We start from the raw sequence: 17,047 nt of genomic DNA on the forward strand, positions 1-17,047 counted from the left end.
CGTGAGTTGGGGGCAGTGTGACGGCGACGATTGCTGATCTGGCGGCGGGCTACCGGGATGGGTCCCGGTCGCCGGTCGAGGCCGCCGAGGAGTGCCTGACGGCGATTGGGGCGCTGGATGGACGGGTCGGGGCCTGGCAGGCGGTGTATCCGGACGAGGCGCGGGCAGCGGCCGGGGCTGCCGAGGTGGCGGTGGCGTCGGCGCGGGACTCGGGTGCGTCGTTGGGGCCGTTCTTCGGGGTGCCCTTCGCGCTGAAGGACATCGTGGACGTGGAGGGTCGGGTGACCACGGCGGGATCGGCCGAGTGGGCCGATCGGGTCTCGCCAGCGACGGCGGTGATCGCTCAGCGACTGCTGGATGCCGGAGGGATCCTGCTAGGCAAGACCAAGACCGTCGAGTTCGCCATGGGCGGCTGGGGCACCAATCAGCACATGGGAACGCCGTGGAACCCGTGGGATCCGGCGGTGCTGCGCACGCCGGGGGGCTCGTCGTCGGGGTCGGGCGCGGCGGTGGCTTCGGGCATGACGCCGTGCGCGGTGGGGACCGACACGGGCGGGTCGGTGCGGCTGCCGGCAGCGCTGTGCGGGATCGTCGGGCTGAAGACCACCGAGGGCCTGCTGCCGATCGACGGCATCGTCCCCCTGTCGCACACGCTGGACACGCCGGGGCCGCTGGCTCGCACGGTGCTGGATGCGGCGCTCATGTTCGATGCCATGCTGGGCACGTCGCCGGCCGAGGTCGAACGTCACTGGCTGGCCGGTGCTGGTCGCTACGGGGCGCTTCGGGCGGCGCTCGAGGGCGGCCTGGGCGGGCGGCGCATCGGCTGTTTGAGCGATGCCGAGCGTGCGGGTGTGGATGCCGCGCAGCTCGCTGCCTACGACGCTGCGCTCGAGCTGCTGGCCGGGATGGGCGCCGAGGTGGCGCCCTTCGACCCGCCGACGTCGTTCGAGGAGATGAAGAACACCCGCTTCGTGATCGTGACCGCCGAGTCGTACCACTACTACGGCGAGATGATGGAGAACCCGGCCTCGAAGGTGGACGAGCGGGTGCGGGCGAGAGTGCTGCCGGGGGCCAGCATCTCGGCCAGCGAGTACATCGCGGCGATGGTGCAGCGGCGTGTCGACCTGGCCGAGTTCGCCGAGGCGTTCGAAGGCTTCGATGCGATGGTGACGCCGACCACGCCGATGCTGCCGCTGCCCGTGGACGAAGCCGACGAGACCAATACGCCGGCGTTGTTCACCCGGGCGGCGAACTTCTTGGCGCTGTGCTCGACGACCGTGCCGACCGGTGTGTCGCCGGCGGGACCGGGGGGCGGCTTGCCGACGTCGATCCAGTTCATGTGCCGGGGCGGCGACGAGACCCTGTCGCTGACGCTGGCGGCCGCGTACGAAGCGGCCCGCGGCCCGATGCCGACGCCGCCACTGTGGGCCGGCGGCTGAGCGGCGGCGTGCGATGAGCGCCGTGGTGGTGTTTGCAGTGCTGGGTGACGACGCCGATCCTGCTGCTTGGCGCGCCTGACGCGGACGGCGCTCAGGCTCAGGCAGACTCAGCCGGGGACAACCCGAACTACCGAGGAGCACGGCCATGGGCAAAGCAACGGTGATCGGCAGCTTCGACTGCCAGGACGGCAAGGCCGACGAGATGGAGGCCGTGCTGGCTTCGATGGTCGAGGCCGCCCGCGACGAGCCGGGCGTGGAGATCTACTCGTACCACCGGGGCGAGGGCAACACGTTCTGGTTCTTCGCGTTGATGAGTGATGCGGAGTCAATGCAGCACCACGGCCAGACGCCGGCAATGCAAGAGGCGATGGCTGCGTTCGGACCGCTGATGGGATCGCCCCCGCAGATGCAGATGACGACCCCGGTCGCGGCCGTCGGACTCGATCTCTAGCGCGATGCGGCAGGCTCGATGATCGACAAGCGGGTTGCGAGCGCAGCGGAGGCCGTTGCTGAGATCGCCGACGGCGAGACGGTGATGATCGGCGGTTTCGGCGAGGCCGGCAGCCCCATCGAGCTCGTCCACGCCCTGATCGACCAAGGCGCCTCGGACCTGACAGTCATCTCCAACAACGCCGGCAACGGGCAGGTCGGGCTGGCGGCGCTCATCCGCTGCGGCCAGGTTGCGAAGATCATCGGCTCGTACCCGCGCAGCTCGAATTCGACCGTCTTCGCTGACGTGTACCGGGCTGGCCGCGTCGAACTCGAGCTGGTCCCCCAGGGCACGCTCGCCGAGCGCATCCGGGCCGGCGGGGCGGGCATCCCGGCCTTCTACACGCCGACGGGAGCCGCGACCGAGCTGGCCGACGGCAAAGAGCAGCGGTCCTTCGACGGCGTGCCGCACGTGCTCGAGCACGCGCTGCGGGCCGACTGGGCATTGATCAAGGCTGGCGCGGCCGACTGGCACGGCAATCTTCTGTTCAACAAGACGGCCCGCAACTTCGGGCCGATCATGGCCATGGCTGCACGGACGACGGTGGTGCAGGCTGCATTGGTGGATGCGCCGGGTTCGCTCGACCCCGAGACGGTAATCACGCCGGGGATCTTCGTCAACCGTGTCGTGCACATCGCCGATCCTGCACAAGAATTCGACCTGGTCGCCCAGGGAGCGCATTACCCATGAGCACGCCGCCGTCGGGCCTGACACGAGACCAGATTGCCGAGCGCGCCGCGCAGGACATCGGCGACGGTTCCTATGTGAACCTCGGCATCGGCATGCCCGAGTTGATCGCGCAGTACGTGCCCGAGGGGCGCGAGATCGTGCTGCATACCGAGAACGGCCTGCTGGGGATGGGGCCGGCGCCGGCGCCCGATGCTGTTGACCCCGAGCTCATCAATGCCGGCAAGAAGCCGGTCACGGCCAATCCCGGCGCCTCCTACTTCCATCACGCCGACAGCTTCGCCATGGTGCGAGGCGGGCACCTGGACCTGTGCGTCCTCGGTGCCATGGAGGTGGCCTCCAACGGCGATCTCGCCAACTGGTCGACGGGTCAATCCGATGCCATTCCCGCCGTCGGCGGAGCGATGGATCTCGTGTCGGGCGTGCGGGTCGTGCGCGTCATGACCACGCATTGCACGCGTGACGGCACGCCCAAGCTGGTCGAGAAATGCTCGTACCCGCTAACCGGCGCCGGGGTGGTGAGCCGCGTCTACACCGATCTTGCTGTGGTCGACGTGACTCCCGAGGGCTTTGCGGTGATCGAGATTGCGCCCGGTTGGTCGTTCGACGAGGTCGCGGCGCGCACCGACGCGCCGCTTCGGGACGAACGCCCCGGCGGCGTCAACTAGCGCTCGGTCGCCGCGCCCGGCAGCGACGAGACGGTCCTCGCAGGCGTCGACGTTATGTTCGACTGCCGAAGGGGCGCGCGACAGCAGCCGCGGTCAACCAGCCGGGGACCGGCCGTAAGGTGAGCGGGGTGCGGATGCGACCGATCGCGTCGCTGGTGCTGTTCTGCTTCGTGGCGGCGGCGTGCGGCTTCTCGACGGACACCACGGACCCCGCGGCCGGCGGCGGCGGGCAAGACGGTGCAGGCGCGCCAGCGGCGATGGCCCCTGCCGATACGGCGGCTCCCGGGTCGACTGGCCCCGCAGCCGGCGGAACAGACGCGCCCGCGGCGACGGCTTCCGTCGCCAGCGCTACCGCTGCGGATCCCACCGCCACCACAGTTGTCGAGCTGGTCGCTAATCGTTTGCCGGCCGACCCTGATGCTCCGACGGCTGAGTGGGTCGCCGGGGTCAATGCAGCCGGATGGGACTTCCACCGGCACCTCGACGGCAACGCCGTGTCGAGCCCGATGAGCATCGGTGTCGCGTTCAGCCTGAGCCGGGCAGGTGCCTCGGCCAGCAGCGCCGCGGCGCTCGACGCGATCTTCGGGTTCCCCGAGCAGGGCAGCCACAGCGCCGCCAGCGCGGTTGATCTATCGCTGGCTGAGGCATCGGTTGAGCCGAACACCGTGGAAGTCGCCAACCGCCTCTTCCCCGATGACGGGTTCTCGCCGCGGGCCGAGTTCCTCGAGACGGCCGCCGCGCACTACGGCGCGACGATGCAGCCGGTCGACACCGCCAACGGCGACGAGGCGGCTGGCGTCATCAACGACTGGGTGTCCGGGCGCACCCGCGGACTCATCCCCATGATCGTCGACCAGCGCACGGTCCAAGGTCAGCAACTGATCCTGGTGAACACCGTCTATCTCAAGGCGGACTGGCTGAAACCCTTCCTGGCAGACCTCACCGGCGATGGCCAATTCACCACCGACACCGGCCAGACGGTGACGGTGCCGTTCATGCGCGATCACAGAGCGAAGGATCGCCGCTATGTCCGGATGGACGGTGCCGATGCCGTGGAACTGCCCTATGTCGGCCGCGACTTGGCCATGTGGCTCATCGTCCCCCACGAACGCGACGGTCTCGCTGCCGTCGAAGCATCGCTCGACGCTGCCGCACTGGCTGAGCTGGACAGCATCGCTCGTTCGGGCACGGTCAAGCTGACGATGCCGAAGTGGGAGCAGACGCTGCCGCCGGCTGATCTCTTCGAGTGGCTGTGCCCGCAGGGGTTCTGCGCCGGGGCCGGCTTCGACGGCATCGCTCCTGGCATCTTCATCACTTCCGCGCTGCACAGCGCCAAGGTGATCGTCGACGAGAAGGGCACCGAAGCGGCGGCAGCAACGGCCATGGCGTTCCTCGAGTCGATGCCCCCGCCGCCAGATCTCACCGTTGTTGCCGATCGGCCGTTCCTGTGGGCGATCATCCACCGAGAGACACAGGCCGTCCTCTTCGTCGGGCGTCTCGTCAATCCGGCCGCGTGAACCTGGGCCGCTGAGCGAGCCTGACAGAGCGCGCTTGCCGGACGGCCGTATGGTGGGCGACGTGCTGGCGGTGCTGATTCTTCTGCTCGTGTCAGTGCCGCTGGTGGAGCTCTACGTGATCGTGCAGGTGGCCGGCGGGCTGGGTGTCGGCCAGACGATCCTGCTGCTGCTGGCCGTCTCGGTTGTGGGCGCGTGGATGGTGCGCCGATCCGGGCTCGGCGTGCTGAACCAGATTCGCACCCGCCTCGAACGGGGAGAGCTCCCCGGCAACGAGCTGGTCGACGGGGTGCTGATCCTGGTTGCGGGCGCGCTCATGCTGACGCCGGGCTTTCTGACCGACGCAGTCGGCCTGGTATTGCTCTTCCCGCCGACCCGTATAGCCGTACGCTCGGTGCTGGTGCGCCGCTATTCCAAACGCATCACGGCCGCCGGCTGGACCGGCGGGCCGGGCGCACCTGGTGGACACCGCCGTTCGGGGCCCACCCTCGACGCCGACAGCTTCTCGAATGAAACGGACGACTGACACGCATGACTGATCCAACTGAATTCCCAGGTCCCCCAGACGGCGGTCGTCCGCCCGGTGATGGCCTCATCGCGATGCGAGATCGGCTCCCGCTCGGCATCTCGCTGCTGGCGCTGGCCGTGGCGATCGTGGCGCTGGTGCTCGCCGTCGACGACGACGATGCCAGCGACACCCAAACAGCCGAGACCGCGACCGTGGCCGCGACGACAGCGGCACCGGTACCGACGACGCCGACGGTGCGCACTACCACCACCCTGGGCACCGTTCAGACCTTGCCGCCGACACCCACGACGGCCGCCGCACAGCAGATCGTCACGGCGACCACGACTGCCGAGGGCGACATGGACTCCGATGAGCCCGGCCCACTGGTGCTGTCGGTGGTCGGCATCGGCCACGACAGCAACTTGAATCTGCGCAGCGCTCCCGAGGGACAAGTGATCGGCCGGCTGGATTCGCAGGCCACCGGTCTCGTGCCTACCGGCACCACACGCTCACAGTCAGGCACGATCTGGCTCGAGGTTCAGGCGGATGAGACGGTCGGCTGGGTCAGCAGCGAGTACGTGGCGCCGCTGGGGACGACGTTCGACATCACGCCGCAAGTCGTCGCGATCCTGGGCGATTCTCCGAGCGCCGAGACGCTGACGGGCCTCGGCCGGCTCGTGGCCAACGCGCTGGCGCCCGAAGAACCCGAGCCACGGGTCAGGATTTCGGAAGCGCCTGTGGCGGGCGTGGTCTCGGGGATCACGATGGACGTGGTCGGATCGCCGGACGACTCATTGCGAGGTCTGCGGCTGCGCGTGTTCGCCCAGGCAAGCGAAGGCGGCGACGGCTACACGCTGCGCAACGTCGAGGGCACGTTGATGTGCTACATCGAGCGCGGCGTGAGCGCAGAGGGCTTCTGCAACTGAGTTCCGCTTCGGAGCACTGCTGCTCGGAAGCCCGAGTCGTTCCGGCTGATCGAGCAACCATCATCCGGGTCATTCGGGTCACTCGGGCTGACGAATGACACCGTGGATCCGCGTCGGCCTGCCCGGCTTGGCAGGGGTTGTCGCCATCGGCGCGGTGGCGGCGGTGCTCGGCGCGACCGTCTATCCCGACATCGACCATCCGCTTGTCGGGACCCCCTACGGCGTGGCGCTGGGTGCGTGCGCTGCGTTGGCAGCGTTGTGCTGGATGGCGTCGATCGTGACGCAGGACGCCTCGTGGGTCGACCGGCTGTGGTCGATCGTGCCGGCGCTGTACTGCGGGATCGTGCTCGCCGAGGTGGGACTCGGCTCGGGCCGGGTCGCCGTGATGACTGCGCTGGCGTGCGCGTGGGGAGCGCGGCTCACCTTCAACCTCATCCGCCGGGGCGGGTGGCGGCCCGACAGCGAGGACTACCGCTGGAGCTACCTCCGAGAGCAGATCTGCCAGCGGAGAATTCTCGGCTGGCAGATCGGCGAGGTGGGCTTCCAGACATTCAACGTGCTCTTCGTGTCGTACGGCCAGATGGCTCTCGTGTGGTGGTTCACGTCGCCAGTGCACCAAGCATGGCTGCACGCGGACGTGCCGCTGGGCTGGCTGGACTACGTCGCAATCGTGGCGTTCGTGGGGCTGCTGGTGATCGAGACCGTTGCGGACCAGCAGATGTGGCGCTTCCAGCAGGACAAGCAACGGCGGATCGCGGCGGGCGAGCCGGTGGCGAAGCCGTTCCTGGACACGGGGCTGTTTCGCTGGTGCCGCCACCCCAACTGCACAGCCGAACAGGGCATGTGGCTGGTCTTCTACCTGTTCGCCATCTCGGCGTCAGGAGACCTGTGGCACTGGACCGCAGGGGGCTGCCTGGTTCTGTTGCTGCTGTTTGCCGTCTCGACGCGACTGACCGAGCGCATCTCGGCGTCGAGGTACCCCACGTACCGGCAGTATCAGGCCGCGGTGCCGATGTTCGTCCCGAACCCGCTCAGCCCGCGTCGCCGCCGGTCACGGGCGGCGTATCTGTAGCTCACGGATCGGGCATCTCGGCGGTGCCGTAGCCCCCGTCGACGACACCCTCGGTGAAGAACGCCTCCCACCACAGGCCGTTGGGGTCGGTGACCCACGACTTGTGCTGCAGCTGGTAGCCGCACACCAGGTCGTCCTGATCGGCGCGGGGCAGGTCGGCCGCGTCGATGTGGTCGCGCATCGCCGCCAGCTCTTCGGGCGACTCGACTTGGATGCCGTAGTGGGCCGAGCCGGGCTGCCCGTCGCCGTGAACGTCGAGCGAGAAGTTGACCCGGGGGTCGTCCAGCATCCACTTGGCGTAGTCGGGGCGCCGCAGCGTGGGCTCGCAGCCGAACAGCCGGGAATAGAACTCGATCGACTCGTCGAGGTCGTCAACCTGCAGTCCGATGTGCATGCGCCGCATGGCTCGAACGATAGAGCGCCGCATCGTTCGAACGAAAGGACGCCGCCGGACATGTCTATGACCTGCAGTGCGCTGGCCGGCTACCGACGACGTGGCGGAGTGACGCGATTGGCCCCAACGGGCGGTTCTTGCGGCAGACTCTTCGGCGCTGGAAGCGCAGCGCCAGCCGCGCCGCCACCAGGAGCAGCACCCAAGATGCCGTATGCGACCGTCAACACGTTTGATTCGTCCGATCCTGACTCGGGCGAGCAATGCGAAACGTCAGAGATTCGGCTTTACTACGAGACTCACGGCGATCCGGCCGATCCAGCGCTGCTGTTGGTGAACGGGTACTCGTCTCAGATCCTCGGCTGGCGGGCGGGCTTCCGCGAGCAGCTTGCAGAACGGGGTCGGTTCGTCGTCAGCTTCGACAACCGCGACGTCGGCCTGTCGACACACCTGGACGGTGTGGAGGTGGATGTCGTGGCGGTCACCAAGGCTGCGCTGGCGGGCGGGCCGGTGCCGCCGGTGCCCTACACGCTGTCGGACTTCGGCGACGACGGCATCGGACTGCTCGACCATCTCGGGATCGGGGCCGCGCACATCGCCGGGGTGTCGATGGGCGGGATGATCGTGCAGCAGATGGCGATCGACCATCCCGAACGGGTGCTGTCGATGACCTCGATCATGTCGACGACCGGTGAACGGGGGTACTTCGAGGCGGCCCCCGAGGCGCTCGAAGCGCTGACCGCTCCGCCGCCGGTCGACCGGGACGAGTTCATCGCCAACGGCGTGGCGTCATCGAAGATCTGGTCCAGCCGCCGCCACTACGACGCCGATGCGATGGCCGGTTTCCTGGCCGTTGCGTTCGACCGCATGTTCTACCCCGAGGGACTCCCCCGGCAGATGGCGGCCGTTCGAGGCTCGGCGCCCCGCACCGAAGCACTCGGGCAGCTGGACGTGCCGACGCTGGTGATTCACGGGCGGGACGACACGCTCATCCTGCCCAACGGCGGCGAACGCACTGCTGAACTGGTGCCGGGCGCGCACCTGCTGCTGCTCGGCGACATGGGTCACGACCTGCCCGAGCCGCTGTGGCCCGTCATCATCGATGCCATCATCAGCCACACTGCGCATGCCGTGGCGCGCGGCGTAGGCGGTGCATGACATGAAGCTCCTGGCCTTTGCCGCATCCAACAGCAGCCAGTCGATCAATCGGCAACTCGTCGACTACGCGCTTGGACTGCTGCGAGGCGGGGAGATTGACGGCGTGGACGCCGCTGCGCTCGAGATCACCACGCTCGACCTGAACGATTTCGAGATGCCGATCTACAGCCTCGACCGGCAGGAGGCCGGCGGCATCCCGCGACAGGCTCACGACTTCTACGACACGATCGGCGCTGCCGATGCGCTGCTGATCTCGTTCGCCGAGCACAACGGTTCGTACACGGTTGCGTTCAAGAACGTCTTCGACTGGGCGTCACGCATCGACATGCGCGTCTACCACGACAAGCCGATCGTGATGCTGTCGACGTCGCCCGGCGGCGGCGGGGGCGGGTTCGTGCTGCGAACCGCCGGCCATCTCGCGAGCTACTTCGGCAACGAGGTGCTCGCCAGCCTGGCGATCCCACGGTTCGGCGAGAACTTCGACGCCGAAGTGGGAGCCGTGTCTGACGCCGCGCTCGATGCCGAGCTGCGTGCCGCTCTCGCCACCCTGGCCACGGTTTCACCGAGCTAGATCTCCGGGGTCACTGCCTTGACCACCGCAGCCGACACCGATACGACGGTGCTCGTCGTGGGTGCGGGGCCGGCTGGGCTTTCGATGGCGATCCTGCTGGCGCGCTTCGGACTCGACGCGATCGTCGTGGAACGTCGCGGCGGCGTGAACCCCCATCCCCGGGCCCGGTCGGTCAACGTGCGGACTGCGGAGCTGATGCGGCAGTGGGGTGTGCTGGACGACATCGAGGCCGCGAGCCTGCCGTTGCCGTGGACGGAGCAGTTTGTGTACTGCGAGACGCTGGCGGGCACCGAGATCGGCCGGGTGACGACGGGGGTGCAGCCCGTTGTGGACGGCGTCGAGCTGTCGCCGGCGCCGTGGCTGCTGACCTCGCAGGACCGGATCGAGGAGATCCTGCTACGCCGCTTGGGGGACCTGCCGCAGGTGCAAGTTCGCTGGGACACCGAGCTGGTCGAGGTGACCCAGGACGGTGAGCGGGTCACAGCCGTGCTGAGCGGCCCATCGGGCACCCGGCATCTGACGGCGCGCTGGCTGGTGGGTGCCGACGGTGCCAGTTCGAAGGTGCGGCGCAGCCTCGACATCGAGATGGACGGCATCGCCAGCTTCGGCACGATGATCAACTGCCAGTTCTACGCCGACCTGGGCCCGTGGACCGACCATCGCCCCGCCGCCCTGTACTGGACGACGAGCCCGGCCCGCAACGTGTTCCAGAAGATCGACACCGACGACCGGTGGCTGTGCCAGATCAACTACGACCCGTCGACGCACCGGGCGGAGGACTTCAGCACCGACGTGGCGACGGATTGGATCCGGCGGTCGATCGGGCCGGACTTGCCCGGGGACTTCGAACTGCGGGTCACCGATGTGATCCCGTGGGTCATGTCCTCGACGGTGGCTGAGCGCTTCCGGGACGGGCGGGTGTTCCTGATCGGCGATGCGGCGCACCAGCTGCCGCCGACGGGCGGCTTCGGCATGAACACGGCGATCCAGGACGCCCACAACCTGGCGTGGAAGTTCGCTGCGGTGGCCGGCGGCCATGCCGCAGAGGGGCTGCTGGACACCTACGAGGCCGAGCGGGCACCGATCGCTCAGTACAACGCCGACCGCTCCCGTGACAATTCACGCAGCGTGGGGCGCATCCGGCGGCTGATCGAGTCGGGAACGGCGACCGTCGAGCAGAAGCGCGAGGCCATCTGGGCCTCGGCGCGGTACGGCAACTGGCTCGGCATGGACCTCGGGCTGCACTACGACGAAGGATGCCTGATTCCCGACGGCAGCGACCCCCCGCAGGTGGACGACCCTGTGTCGGACTACGCGCCGACCGCTCGTCCAGGACATCGGGCGCCGCATGTGCCGATCCGATTCGACGGTGCGACGTCAACCCTGGACTTGTACGACACGCGGTTCGTGCTGCTGTGCGGCGCTGCAGCCGGGGGCACCGCTGAAGACGCGCCCGCCGCTCATCCGATGCTGCGCGTGTTCCGGCTTGGGGCTGATCTTGCGGATCCCGGGGGCCGGCTGGCCGAAGCTCACGGCATCAGCGCGCACGGCGCCGTGCTCGTGCGGCCCGACGGTCACGTCGCCTGGCGCGACCCGGGCTCTGCATGGACCTCAAGCGTGGCGAACGCGTTGGTCGCACTCGATGCGCTGCTGATGCGGTAGCAGGCTTACCTCACCAGCGTCCGCTGGCCTCCAGGACCCAACCGATGATTGCGGCGAGGGTCATCACGAACAGAACGATCGTGATCAGGCCTGACCGCCGTTTGTACATCGGCGGCCGTCCTCCATAGCTGGCCACAGGGCGCGCTGAGCCAGGATCGCCATGCAGCTTGATCTGGTGTCCCTTGGAGATCTCAGTCGCAAGAAACCGGTCGGACGCGGTGGTCCCCGAACCGCGGCGAGACACGTGCATGGCTTCGCGGGCCATTCCCGTGTGGCTCTGCGGCACTCGCGGTCCCCGGAGGGGCATGCGAACGAGCAAGTAGAAGAAGTTGGCGAAGCTGACGAGGGCGTTGCGAATAGCTCGCCAGATGCTCTTCATGACACGTGCGCTCTCGGTGAGTGCCCGATCTTGGACGACCGGGCGGGAGGTCCTCGCTTCGATGCTACGGCGCTCGCTCGCGGCAACGTCCGCCGGTGAGCCCGAATACTCTCGTTGGCGGTGTTCTGCTCGTCGGCAGGCCCACGGAAGGTCGCCAGGTGTTCCGTCTGAAGTCGCTCGACCACATCGTGCTGCGAGTCGCCGATGTCGAACGCAGCATGGCATTCTACACCTCGGTGCTGGGCTGCACGGTCGAGCACATCAATGACGAGATCGGCCTGTACCAGCTGCGGGCCGGCGATTGCATCATTGACTTGGTCGATGTGGCGGGTGTGCTCGGGAGAGAGGGCGGCCCGCCTCCGGGACCGACGGCGCACAACGTGGACCACTTCTGCGTACGGATCGAGCCGTTCGACGAAGCCGATCTGCGCCGGCACTTCGCTGACCACGGCATCGAAGCTGGCCGCCTGTACAACAACTGGGGTGCCGACGGGCGCGGACCGTCGATGTATGTGAAAGATCCCGACGGCAACACCGTTGAACTCAAGGGACCGTCGACTCAGCCGTACGACCCGGCTATCGGTTATATCGCGGCCCCGTAGAGGCAGCCGTGTGGGGACGGAGTGTCCCGCCCCAAGAGTTACTGTTTTCCTGTGTCAGCGTCCTTTCGTTTCTGGACGACCCTGCTCATGCTGGTCGGCGCCATTGTGCCGATCGCTGTCGCCGCGACAATGATCGGTGATCGCCCTGCATTGGCACTGGCCATGTTCTTGACCGGTGCAGCAGTGCTCGTCATGGCTCGGTTTGCTTTCCGATGGATGCTCGAAGCCTCAGATTGACGACCCCGCGCTAGGGCGCGCCGACTACCGCCACTGAGACCAGCCTCGACATCCGAGCTCGGACTGCCGCTGTGGCGGCCTTCGGAGCATCTAGTTGGCCCTAGCGTCCCCGACATGTCGGCAGATCAACGCTTGGAGGGCAAGCGCATCGTGGTGACCGGAGCCGGGGCCGGGATCGGTGCTGCCATTGCGGAAACCGCTCGTGGCTATGGGTCCGAGGTGTTCGGTGTGGACATCGACCGGGACACCGATGTTGACCGGCACTACGACGTCGCCAACGAGGCTGACGTGGCCCATCTGTTCGCGGCCGCCGTCGAGCAGATGGGCGGTATCGACGGACTGGTCAACAACGTCGGCATCGCCGGCCCCACGGGCCGCGTCGAAGACCTCGATCCGGCAGCGTTCGATCACTGTGTGCAGGTGAACGTGGGCAGCACATTCCGCTACACTGCGGCGGCGGTGCCGCTGCTAGGTGCGGGCGGCTCGATTGTCAACATCGTCTCGACGGCCGGCATCTTCGGCTACCCGCTGCGGAGCCCCTACGCCGCGTCGAAGTGGGCAGTGGTGGGCCTCACCAAGACGTGGGCCATGGAACTCGGCGAGCGCGGCATCCGGGTCAACGCCGTCTGCCCCGGCACCACCGAGGGCCCCCGCATGGACGGCGTGATCCAGCGAGAGGCAACCGCCACTGGCAGCACTGCCGAGGAGATCAAGGCCGGCTACACCGCACAGGTGTCGATGCACACGCTCGTCGCCGGCAACGACATCGGCGAGGCCAGTTGCTGGCTGCTCTCGGACGCCGCCCGCTACGTATCGGGCCAAGTCCTCAGCGTGGACGGCAACACCGAAACCCTTCGCACCGTCGCACCCTGACGAACCCGGCCGACAATCCGATCGCCCCACCAGGAATCGATGAGCGCACGGGGGAAGCAAGGGCAGCGAGCAGCGCCGTCCTGAGCATGCACGACCGGGACGGCGTTCTCGATGGGTTCACGACGCAGGTGCGGGAATCGAGGCTTGCGACCGGAGCGGCCGTGCCCGCGAGACCCGTCTGCGGAGAAGCGGCCCTGGCGATCAACCAGCGTCGGACCACAGCGTGGCTTCGTAGCCCGCTTCAAGGTCTTGGTCGATAGCGCTTGGCTCGGCCTGCAGCTCATGCTGGGAGGCGAGAATCTCGCCCGCCGTGGGCACCTCGCTAACCGGCCACGTCGAGGTGTCCCAGAGGTTGGCGCGTATCAGCGCCTTCCCGCAGTGGAGAAAGCACTCGTCGACATCAACGACCACGGCCGTCTTGGGCACCCGATCCCCCACTGCTGTCGCCGCGCAGATATCCGGATCGGTTGTGAGCGATGCAGTGCCGTTCACCCGCACGGTGTGGTCGCTCCCGGGCACGAAGAAGATGAGACCCACTTGGGGGTTGTCCAGAAAGTTGGTGTACGAGTCGAGCCGGTTGTTGCCGGCGAGGTCGCCGAAAGCCAAGCGTGTGCCGTCATCGAGCACCTGGGCGAATCCGGGAGGCCCGCCTCGGGGCGACGCATCGGTCCCGCCCGGGCCATGGGTCGCCAGCACGCACAGCGGCGACAACGCCAGGAACCGGGCCGACTCAGCATCGATCGCCGGCACGTTCTTGTTGGCCACCAGCTTGGATGGCTGGCGGTAGATCTCCCGCAGTGCCGTAGTGTCGCTGACCCGTCCGTTCATCGCCCGTCCCTTCGCCGGCCGCAGTCTTGCCGCTCAGAGGTCACTTTGGTGGGCCTTCGATCCTTCGGCGCTTCGCCGAATCGCGGTCCTGCTGCGGACACTCGCGGCTATAGCCATGCGTGTTCTCGCGCCCGTTCTCCGACCCGCCGCCCCGCTGTCGCGTCGCGACCCTTGCAAGAAACGCCTCGAACAGGCTGCGGCCGTCTGACGGGTCGCAGCAGCGCCCGAGAGCTGCGCGTGTTCGGTAGGTGACCGGGCAGGCGTTCCACAGCTCAGCAGTTCTGCCGGACGTGGTCTCTGACCGGGGTGCGGGGTTTGCGGGGCGGGGCGGGTATGACTGTCCAGCCCTCGCCGGGCGGTGCCGGCGCCGTCGGCGGGTGCAGCACCAGGTTGTACTCGTGCAGCCGCTGGTGGTGGCTGTGGCACAGCAACGCCAGATTCACCAAGCTGGTGGGGCCGTCGTCGAGCCAGTGCTCGATGTGGTGCCCTTCGCAGTGGATCGGCGCCCGGTTGCAGCCGGGCCACACGCAGCCTTGGTCGCGGGCGATCAGCGCCCGGCGAATCGCTGCGGGGATGGTGCGTTTCGCACGACCCACGTCGAGCACCTCGCCAGGGCCGCCCATCACGACCGGTATGACCTGAGTGTCGCAGGCGATCCTGCGCAGATCGGCCGCGCCCAGCACAGTGCCAGTCTCGGTAGTCGCCGCAGCGCCCGGAACCGCCAGCAGATCCTTCGCAGGTCTCGACGCCGCGCATGTGCACTCGGGATCGGTTGCGCTGTGCGGAGAACTGCCGCGCAGGTTGTCCAGGGTGGTGAGCACGATCATCTGCGTCGGACTCGGCACCACCCAGCCGTCGTCACCCGAGCCCACGCCAGCGACAGTTGACCTATCGGGGGCTGCGGGTGCCGCTTCGAGATCACCTGGGGCCGACACAGCATCTCGAGCCGCAGAACCTGCATGCCCTGCCCAGCTGGGGCTCGAAGCGTCACCGGGAGCGGAGTCCGCGCCCTGCGCTGGTCCCGCGCTGCCGGTGCTCCTGGAACTCGCGTCACCTTCTTCCGCGCAATCAGCGCTCTGAGCACTGGCGGCGGTGAGCAGCCATGCGAGCGCGTCGGCGGCGCGCTGGGGGACGCTGCGCCGCTGGGATTCAGGAAGGTCCTTGTCGCTGCGCCAGTTCCGCTCGATCGCGGCCACCAACAGGCGGTTGACGGCATCGCCGGTCAGCGCATCGAGCTTCGCACGCAAGTGCCACATGCCGTCGTGCGAGTCGACCCACATCGATGCCGACCTCGCGGCGCGCTGGCGAGCCCGCCGCTGCGCGTCGTTCTCCCGGCGCCACGCTGCCTCCGCGGCACGCACGGTCTGCCGTGTTTGATCAGCCGTCTGGCTCCTCGCCTGCTTGCACAGCTCGCGCCGCACGTCGTCGGGCACTTCCGCTGCGGCCACCATCGCGGCTTGATCGGAGTTGATGTCGCCGCGCCCCAGCGCATCGGCCACCGGCGGCTGGGCGTCCAAGGCTTGCGCGTCGCGTTCGATCCGACGCGCCAGCGCACTGCTGACCGCGGTGGCATTCACCAGCGTTTCTGCCCCCGATGCCTCCCCGCGGCGCGCATGCAGCCGACGCCGTACCGCTTCGGCAGCCAGCGCGCTACGTGACCCCTCCAGCACGTTGATGGCGCGCTGCACCGCCTGCGCGCACCACACCAAATCCTCATCGCCCACAGACCGAACCGCCACCGCATCCACCAATGGACCAGCACCAGCCAGCGGCCCCACCGCAGCATCGATAGCGCCTCGAACCACAGCAGCGGCGCCCTCGCCGCCATCTACGCCGCCGCACCGCAGCGCCAACCGCGCACGCATCTCCGCCAGGCAGGCCTTCCCCGCAGGGCGCCCGCCCATGCTGTGCGGGGCACCAGCTGGCAAGCGTCGTGCAACCGAGGTCATGGCCGCCACCGTAAGAACGGGGTGTGACAGACGCCTGCAGCCAGCCGACGTCGACCGCTGAGCAGCCGGTTTCGTGCGACGGGGGTGATGGCCGTCACCGCGGACGCTGAGCATGACCCACGGCGGCCACCAGCGGGACTGCGCCGTGCGGCAGCTGATCAGCTTCCGACGACGGCGGTCATGACGGCCAACGTAGAAGGGGGGAGTGACAGACACCTGCAGCCAGCGGACATCGACCGCTGAGCGACCGGCGTCGTGCAACGGAAGTCACGGCAGCCGATGGCCGAAGGGCAGCACGGCTCAAAATCGGGCGGCCCTGACGCCGCCGGCGCCCTACCGTTCCCTCATGGCCGGAGCAACTCACAACAACCGCGAGCGACGCGCCGAGGCTCGCCGCCCGACCGCCGACGACCAGTTCCTAGAACGCCTCGCTGCCTCCATGCAGCGCCACCGCCGCATCCTCGATCGCCTCGCCGGCGAGGCCGAGTGAGCCGCCAGCCATGACCACCCGCTGCGTCGTGCTGCCCAAAGGCATCAACGTGGGCGGGCACAACCGGGTGCCCATGGCCGAGCTGCGCCCCAAGCTGGCCGAGGCCGGCTACACCGACCCCATCACGATCCTGCAGAGCGGCAACATCATCGTCACCGCTGATCAGCCCGACGATGCCACTGGCCCCGCCGCCGTGGCCGCATCAGTCCAGCAACTGCTGGCCGACGAATTCGACGTCCACGTGCCTTGCGTGGCCCGCACCGCCGCCGAGATCGAGGCCATCCTCGAACGCAACCCACTCAGGCACATCGCCGATGACGGGTCGCGCTACCTCGTCAACTTCCTGTCGGACGAACCGAGCCCCGAGGCCGTGCGCGAACTCACCGAAGTCGACCACAGCCCAGAAGTCGTGCACGTCGAAGGCTCAGAGGCATACGTCTGGGCCCCCGAGGGCATCAAGGCGCTCCACCTGACGTACGCACATCTCGAGCGCCACTTCGGCGTGACCGCCACCGCCCGCAACTGGAACACGCTCGAACGCATCGCAGCCAAGCTCTAGCCAGCCAGCCCCGCGCAATGTCGGCCGACCACCGCGGACGGCCA

20 protein-coding genes are annotated in these 17,047 nt (G+C 68.2%); 16 read left to right on the forward strand and 4 right to left on the reverse strand.

Going from position 1 to position 17,047, the window contains the following annotated elements; all coding sequences use genetic code 11:
* Positions 1 to 17 precede the first annotated feature (17 nt).
* The 8 genes from ACOGI8_RS15025 (at position 18) to ACOGI8_RS15060 (ending at position 7,304) form a co-directional block, all read left to right on the forward strand.
* Complete coding sequence (locus ACOGI8_RS15025) at positions 18 to 1,439, forward strand: amidase (RefSeq protein WP_419854606.1); 1,422 nt, start codon at positions 18 to 20, stop codon at positions 1,437 to 1,439.
* Positions 1,440 to 1,584: 145 nt separating this feature from the next.
* Positions 1,585 to 1,890 carry a putative quinol monooxygenase gene (locus tag ACOGI8_RS15030; protein ID WP_419854607.1) on the forward strand — a complete coding sequence of 102 codons (306 nt, stop codon included), beginning with the start codon at positions 1,585 to 1,587 and terminating at the stop codon, positions 1,888 to 1,890.
* Positions 1,891 to 1,908: 18 nt separating this feature from the next.
* Positions 1,909 to 2,619: a 3-oxoacid CoA-transferase subunit A gene (locus ACOGI8_RS15035; protein WP_419854608.1), complete on the forward strand. Its 711-nt coding sequence runs from the start codon at positions 1,909 to 1,911 to the stop codon at positions 2,617 to 2,619.
* Entirely contained in the window at positions 2,616 to 3,284 is a 669-nt protein-coding gene (locus tag ACOGI8_RS15040) for a 3-oxoacid CoA-transferase subunit B (protein ID WP_419854609.1), read from the forward strand. The genes ACOGI8_RS15035 and ACOGI8_RS15040 overlap by 4 nt, the downstream gene beginning before the upstream one ends.
* Before the next feature lie 134 nt (positions 3,285 to 3,418).
* A complete protein-coding gene (locus tag ACOGI8_RS15045) occupies positions 3,419 to 4,801 on the forward strand; it encodes a serpin family protein (RefSeq protein WP_419854610.1) in 1,383 nt (460 codons plus the stop codon).
* Positions 4,802 to 4,862: 61 nt separating this feature from the next.
* The gene (locus tag ACOGI8_RS15050) at positions 4,863 to 5,324 is read left to right on the forward strand and encodes an FxsA family protein (RefSeq protein ID WP_419854611.1); all 462 of its coding nucleotides are present in this window, start codon (positions 4,863 to 4,865) and stop codon (positions 5,322 to 5,324) included.
* 5 nt (positions 5,325 to 5,329) lie between these two features.
* Positions 5,330 to 6,232: an SH3 domain-containing protein gene (locus ACOGI8_RS15055; RefSeq protein ID WP_419854612.1), complete on the forward strand. Its 903-nt coding sequence runs from the start codon at positions 5,330 to 5,332 to the stop codon at positions 6,230 to 6,232.
* 94 nt (positions 6,233 to 6,326) lie between these two features.
* Positions 6,327 to 7,304 carry a DUF1295 domain-containing protein gene (locus tag ACOGI8_RS15060; RefSeq protein WP_419854613.1) on the forward strand — a complete coding sequence of 326 codons (978 nt, stop codon included), beginning with the start codon at positions 6,327 to 6,329 and terminating at the stop codon, positions 7,302 to 7,304.
* Position 7,305: 1 nt separating this feature from the next.
* On the opposite strand, the gene ACOGI8_RS15065 is transcribed toward ACOGI8_RS15060, so the two are convergent.
* Positions 7,306 to 7,707 (reverse strand): VOC family protein, encoded by a 402-nt coding sequence (locus ACOGI8_RS15065; RefSeq protein ID WP_419854614.1) that lies wholly within the window; start codon positions 7,705 to 7,707, stop codon positions 7,306 to 7,308.
* 195 nt (positions 7,708 to 7,902) lie between these two features.
* Here ACOGI8_RS15065 and ACOGI8_RS15070 point away from each other — a divergent pair, with 195 nt between their 5' ends.
* Genes ACOGI8_RS15070 through ACOGI8_RS15080 form a run of 3 tightly spaced genes read left to right on the forward strand, consistent with a single transcriptional unit; the run spans position 7,903 to position 11,086 of the window.
* Positions 7,903 to 8,853, forward strand: coding sequence for an alpha/beta fold hydrolase (locus tag ACOGI8_RS15070; protein WP_419854615.1), 951 nt, complete (start codon positions 7,903 to 7,905; stop codon positions 8,851 to 8,853).
* Between the two features lies 1 nt (position 8,854).
* Positions 8,855 to 9,424 carry an NADPH-dependent FMN reductase gene (locus ACOGI8_RS15075; RefSeq protein ID WP_419854616.1) on the forward strand — a complete coding sequence of 190 codons (570 nt, stop codon included), beginning with the start codon at positions 8,855 to 8,857 and terminating at the stop codon, positions 9,422 to 9,424.
* A gap of 18 nt (positions 9,425 to 9,442) precedes the next feature.
* On the forward strand, positions 9,443 to 11,086 hold the full coding sequence (locus ACOGI8_RS15080) for an FAD-dependent monooxygenase (protein ID WP_419854617.1): 1,644 nt from the start codon (positions 9,443 to 9,445) through the stop codon (positions 11,084 to 11,086).
* A gap of 10 nt (positions 11,087 to 11,096) precedes the next feature.
* On the opposite strand, the gene ACOGI8_RS15085 is transcribed toward ACOGI8_RS15080, so the two are convergent.
* Positions 11,097 to 11,465 (reverse strand): hypothetical protein, encoded by a 369-nt coding sequence (locus ACOGI8_RS15085; RefSeq protein WP_419854618.1) that lies wholly within the window; start codon positions 11,463 to 11,465, stop codon positions 11,097 to 11,099.
* 158 nt (positions 11,466 to 11,623) lie between these two features.
* Here ACOGI8_RS15085 and ACOGI8_RS15090 point away from each other — a divergent pair, with 158 nt between their 5' ends.
* The 3 genes from ACOGI8_RS15090 to ACOGI8_RS15100 all read left to right on the forward strand — a co-directional run bounded on the left by ACOGI8_RS15090 (position 11,624) and on the right by ACOGI8_RS15100 (position 13,177).
* Complete coding sequence (locus tag ACOGI8_RS15090; protein ID WP_419856419.1) at positions 11,624 to 12,067, forward strand: VOC family protein; 444 nt, start codon at positions 11,624 to 11,626, stop codon at positions 12,065 to 12,067.
* A 51-nt stretch (positions 12,068 to 12,118) separates the two neighbouring features.
* A complete protein-coding gene (locus ACOGI8_RS15095; RefSeq protein ID WP_419854619.1) occupies positions 12,119 to 12,304 on the forward strand; it encodes a hypothetical protein in 186 nt (61 codons plus the stop codon).
* 114 nt (positions 12,305 to 12,418) lie between these two features.
* Positions 12,419 to 13,177: an SDR family oxidoreductase gene (locus ACOGI8_RS15100; RefSeq protein WP_419854620.1), complete on the forward strand. Its 759-nt coding sequence runs from the start codon at positions 12,419 to 12,421 to the stop codon at positions 13,175 to 13,177.
* A gap of 201 nt (positions 13,178 to 13,378) precedes the next feature.
* On the opposite strand, the gene ACOGI8_RS15105 is transcribed toward ACOGI8_RS15100, so the two are convergent.
* A complete protein-coding gene (locus tag ACOGI8_RS15105; RefSeq protein WP_419854621.1) occupies positions 13,379 to 14,005 on the reverse strand; it encodes an MSMEG_1061 family FMN-dependent PPOX-type flavoprotein in 627 nt (208 codons plus the stop codon).
* 272 nt (positions 14,006 to 14,277) lie between these two features.
* Positions 14,278 to 15,954 (reverse strand): HNH endonuclease signature motif containing protein, encoded by a 1,677-nt coding sequence (locus ACOGI8_RS15110; RefSeq protein ID WP_419854622.1) that lies wholly within the window; start codon positions 15,952 to 15,954, stop codon positions 14,278 to 14,280.
* Positions 15,955 to 16,300: 346 nt separating this feature from the next.
* Here ACOGI8_RS15110 and ACOGI8_RS15115 point away from each other — a divergent pair, with 346 nt between their 5' ends.
* Positions 16,301 to 16,444, forward strand: a complete 144-nt coding sequence (locus ACOGI8_RS15115; protein ID WP_419854623.1) for a hypothetical protein — start codon at positions 16,301 to 16,303, stop codon at positions 16,442 to 16,444.
* 10 nt (positions 16,445 to 16,454) lie between these two features.
* Positions 16,455 to 17,003, forward strand: coding sequence for a DUF1697 domain-containing protein (locus ACOGI8_RS15120; protein ID WP_419854624.1), 549 nt, complete (start codon positions 16,455 to 16,457; stop codon positions 17,001 to 17,003).
* The last annotated feature ends 44 nt before the right edge of the window (positions 17,004 to 17,047 follow it).

Origin of the sequence: Candidatus Poriferisodalis sp. (assembly GCF_965204195.1) — a bacterium.
Lineage (GTDB): Bacteria > Actinomycetota > Acidimicrobiia > Acidimicrobiales > Poriferisodalaceae > Poriferisodalis.